At 68.5% G+C, this 3,690-nt stretch carries 4 protein-coding genes; 1 reads left to right on the top strand and 3 read right to left on the bottom strand.

The genetic code is table 11. From position 1 onward, the window contains the following. The coding region (locus Q7P21_RS20045; protein WP_304180096.1) for an acyltransferase family protein at nucleotides 1-206 on the bottom strand (206 nt) is incomplete at its 3' end. Between the two features lie 553 nt (nucleotides 207-759). Beyond that, the gene (locus tag Q7P21_RS20040; protein WP_304180093.1) at nucleotides 760-1,710 is read right to left on the bottom strand and encodes an aromatic ring-hydroxylating dioxygenase subunit alpha; all 951 of its coding nucleotides are present in this window, start codon (nucleotides 1,708-1,710) and stop codon (nucleotides 760-762) included. A gap of 142 nt (nucleotides 1,711-1,852) precedes the next feature. On the opposite strand from Q7P21_RS20040, the gene Q7P21_RS20035 reads away from it, so the two are divergent. Then, complete coding sequence (locus Q7P21_RS20035) at nucleotides 1,853-2,659, top strand: class I SAM-dependent methyltransferase (RefSeq protein WP_304164872.1); 807 nt, start codon at nucleotides 1,853-1,855, stop codon at nucleotides 2,657-2,659. Between the two features lie 57 nt (nucleotides 2,660-2,716). Here Q7P21_RS20035 and Q7P21_RS20030 read toward each other — a convergent pair. Continuing rightward, nucleotides 2,717-3,690 (bottom strand): MFS transporter (locus tag Q7P21_RS20030; protein ID WP_304180087.1); only part of this gene is annotated, 974 nt, incomplete at its 5' end.

Here is a 3,690-nt window from a genome sequence, read left to right as displayed (position 1 = left end):
GAATTCCAGGGGGTGAAGTCGGCCGCGTGGGCGTGCATCAGCACGAAGCCCGACAGCACGAAGAACAGGTCCACCCCCGCCCAGCCGAACCGCACCAGCGGCAGGGCGGCCAGACCCGGCAGGCCCAGGCCGAAAGCGGCGTTGGAGATATGGTAGAGATAGACCCAGAGCGCGGCGACGCCACGAACGCCCGTGAGGCTACGCATGTGATCGCCTCCAAGGCGGTGGGCCTGGGATTGGGATAGCGGGGAAGTCTGGAGGAGGGGTGAACGGGAGATTGTCATCGACCATCTGCCCTGGAAGCCTGATAGCGGGATCATCCGTCAGGAGTTACGTCTCTTCGAAATGATCTACGTTGCACTCCTCTTCCTCATCGCCTTCACGGGCTTCTTCATCTGGCTCACTGTCCGATCGCTGCAGCGAGGCCAGGTCAGCAGCCGAGGGGTGACGTTCGTGCGGTCGCGACAGCCCATCCTCTACTGGCTTGGGATTGGGGCCTGGCTGCTCAACGTGCTGGGTGGCCTCTTCTTCTTGGCCATTCTGCTAGACGCCCTCTTATCACGCCCGGCTTAGCCGGACTCTTGAACCCTCTCCCCGGTTACGGGGAGAGGGCAGGGTGAGGGGGGCGCCCCGCTTCGGGGCGCCTTGCAGCGATTGGGTTGCGTCGAAGTCGGGAAGAGCCCCTCACCCAACCCTCTCCCCGTGAACGGGGCGAGGGCTATCTGGATGCGGTCCTCGCCGAGATCCTCTTCGTAGCTCTCACGCCGCCGAGGGCTTTAGCACCTCGAAATAGTAGCGGCGGAATTCCCGGGTGGCGCGGTCGGTGGCGACGGAGTGTTCCTGGGCGAGCGGCGGGACCTCGGAGGGCTGGGAGCTTTCGACCACGGCGCGGTCTTCGTCGGCGATGCGGGCGTTCATGCGGGCGAAGATCGGCTCGAGCAGACCCAGCTTTGCGAAGTCGCGGGAGGCCACCACCATCAGCCTTGTCGTCGCCTGATCCACCGGGATCACCAGGGCGTGGATGCGCAGGTGGCGGCCGGGGATCGGGATGTGGAGGGCCATGATATTGGGCCGGTGAAACTCCAGATGTCCGCCCCTGTCGTCGCCGTCGAGGATGGACCGGGTGCGACCGCCGAAGGCCGTGTCCTCCCAGGTGACCTCCATGGTCGAGGTCGGCGTCATGCGCCGGCGCGCCTGCTTGCCGATGGTGGCGCGGTGGACGAAGGGCAGGTGCGGACTGTCGAGCATGTTCTCCATGGCCCGCGTCCAGTGGCAGGCCCAGGTGCGCTGGATCAGGGTGCGGCGCAGGCCGGGCGCGACCAGGCCCTCCGGCGGCTGGGGCTCGACGGGGGCTGTGGTTCCGGGCGCGGTGTAGATCCAGATCAGCTCGCCGAGCTGGCGGACAGGCAGGGGCGTGGCGCCCAGGGTCTCGCGGCGCGCCTGCGGATTGAAGGGGATGTGGCGGTTGGCGCCGGTGCGGTCGAAGCGCCAGCCGTGGAACGGGCACTCGATACAGCCGTCCTCGGCCACATGACCGAGCGACAGGGCGACGCCCCGGTGCGGGCAGCGGTCGATCAGGGCGGCGGGCTGGCCCTGGGCGTCGCGGAACAGGGCGATGCGCTCGCCGGCCAGGGTGAGGCTGAGCGGCTTGCGGCCCAGGTCGCGGGCGGGGACCAGCGGGGTCCAGACATGGGCGAAGCTGTCGAACATGGGGCGACTATGGCCGAGGTCGGCCCCGTTCCCAAGGGTGGTGGTTTGTGAGTTCACCTCACAACGGATCGAGTGAGATGTCGTTTGTCACGCCCCGGGGCGGCGCCCATGCTCGCGCCAGATCGAACGGGGGATGGACGCGATGAGCGAAGACGAGGTGTGGCGGACGGCGCGGATGCGGGAGCGGTTCACCTTCGACGCGGTGGCCAAGACCTATGACGCGGCTCGCCCCGGCTATCCGCTGGCGCTGTTCGAGGATGTGGCGGATTTCGCCGGCTTGACGGGCGGCGACCGCATCCTGGAGGTGGGCTGCGGCTCGGGCCAGGCGACCCTGGGCTTCGCGCCGATGGGCCTGCCGATGCTGGCGCTGGACCCGGGAGCGGAGCTGCTGGCCCTGGCCCGGCGCAACCTCAGCCCGTTCGGCCATGTGGCCTTCGCGGAGACCACCTTTGAGGCCTGGCCGCCGGAGCCGGGCGCCTTCCGGCTGGTGGTCTCGGCCCAGGCGATCCATTGGGTGGCGCCGGAGATCCGCTTCGCCAAGGCCGCCGCCGCCCTGTCGCCGGGGGGAACCCTGGCGGTGTTCGGCAATGTGCCCATGACCGTGCCCGACGATGTGCGCGCCGCGATCCACGGGGCCTATCTGGCCGTGGCGCCGGAGCTGTTGGGCCTTGCCGCGCCGGAGACCTGGTATCTCGGATCAGGGCCGCTGGCTGGGCTGATCGCCGAGACCCCGGCGTTCGCGGCGGTCGAGCACCGGGCCTATGGCTGGTCCATGCCGCAGACGGCGGCGAGTTATCGGGCGCTGATGGCGACCAAGTCCTATCACCAGGTGCTGCCGCAGGCGCGGCGCGAGGCGCTGTTCGAAGCGATCGAGCGCGCGGTCGCGGCGGTCAGCGACGGCTTCGACCTGGGCTATGAGACGCACCTCTATCTGGCGAAGGCGGGTTGAACCGCGCCGGCCCCTCACCCAACCCTCTCCCCGCGGGCGGGGAGAGGGCTTAGGCGCTTAGGCCTCGCCGCGATCGGCGCGGGCCTTGGCGAGCGCCTTGACCAGGCCGAACGAGCCCAGGAAGTAGTGGAAGGCCGCCCACAGATAGAAGCAGAGCGAGACGATCACCCCCTCGCGGGTGGCGTGGACCAGGGAGCCTTTGCATTGGCCGATGAGGTCGGCGGCCGAGCCCTTGGGCGCGCTGCCGCCGGGGCAGAGCTCGGAGAACCGCAGGCCGCCCTTGGAGCCGCCGCGCAGCATTTCCTGCAGCGAGGCGACGATGCCGTGGTCGCCGCTGTGGGTGAAGTTGAACTGGGCGAAGTGGTCGATCAGCCAGCCGGTGAAGGGCGGGCCGCCACCGAGCGCGATCAGGTTCAGGAAGAAGAACAGCAACGCCGTGGCGGTGGCGCGGCGACGCGTCTCCACCATGTTCTGCACCACCCCGAAGGTCGGGCCGAGATAGGTGTAGTGGAAGATGCCGGGGATCAGCAGGATCATGGCGGCGGTCTGCCAGGACGGCTGCAGATAGGCGGCGATATAGATCGGCGTGGCGATGGTCAGGCCGATGGCCGGGGTGAGCGCGTACCAGCGGGCGGACCGTTTGGACATACGGTCGGTGATGACCCCGCCCAGAATGGTGCCGATGCCGGAGGAGAAGCCGCCGACCAGGCCGGTGATCAGCCCGACCTCGGCATAGTTCAGGCCGAAGGTGCGGGTGAAATAGGGCGGCACGAACTGGCCTGAGCCATAGGAGCCGAAGGAGGCGATTGTCACCCCCAGCACCATGTTGGCCACCGGCCACTTGAGGAACAGGGTCTTGGCGACCGAGCCCAGCTCCTTGACCTCGCCCCAAAGCGAGAAGGGCGGCACGACCGGGGTGACGTCTTCCGGCGACACAGGATGGTCGACCATGTCGGAGTGGCCGCGCTTGGGCTCCTTGATGACCAGCTTGATCAGGATGGCGACGATCACGCCGGGGAGACCCACCAGCA

Source organism: Phenylobacterium aquaticum, from assembly GCF_947378715.1.
GTDB lineage: Bacteria > Pseudomonadota > Alphaproteobacteria > Caulobacterales > Caulobacteraceae > Phenylobacterium > Phenylobacterium aquaticum_A.
This window is presented reverse-complemented; position numbering and strand designations above follow the sequence as displayed.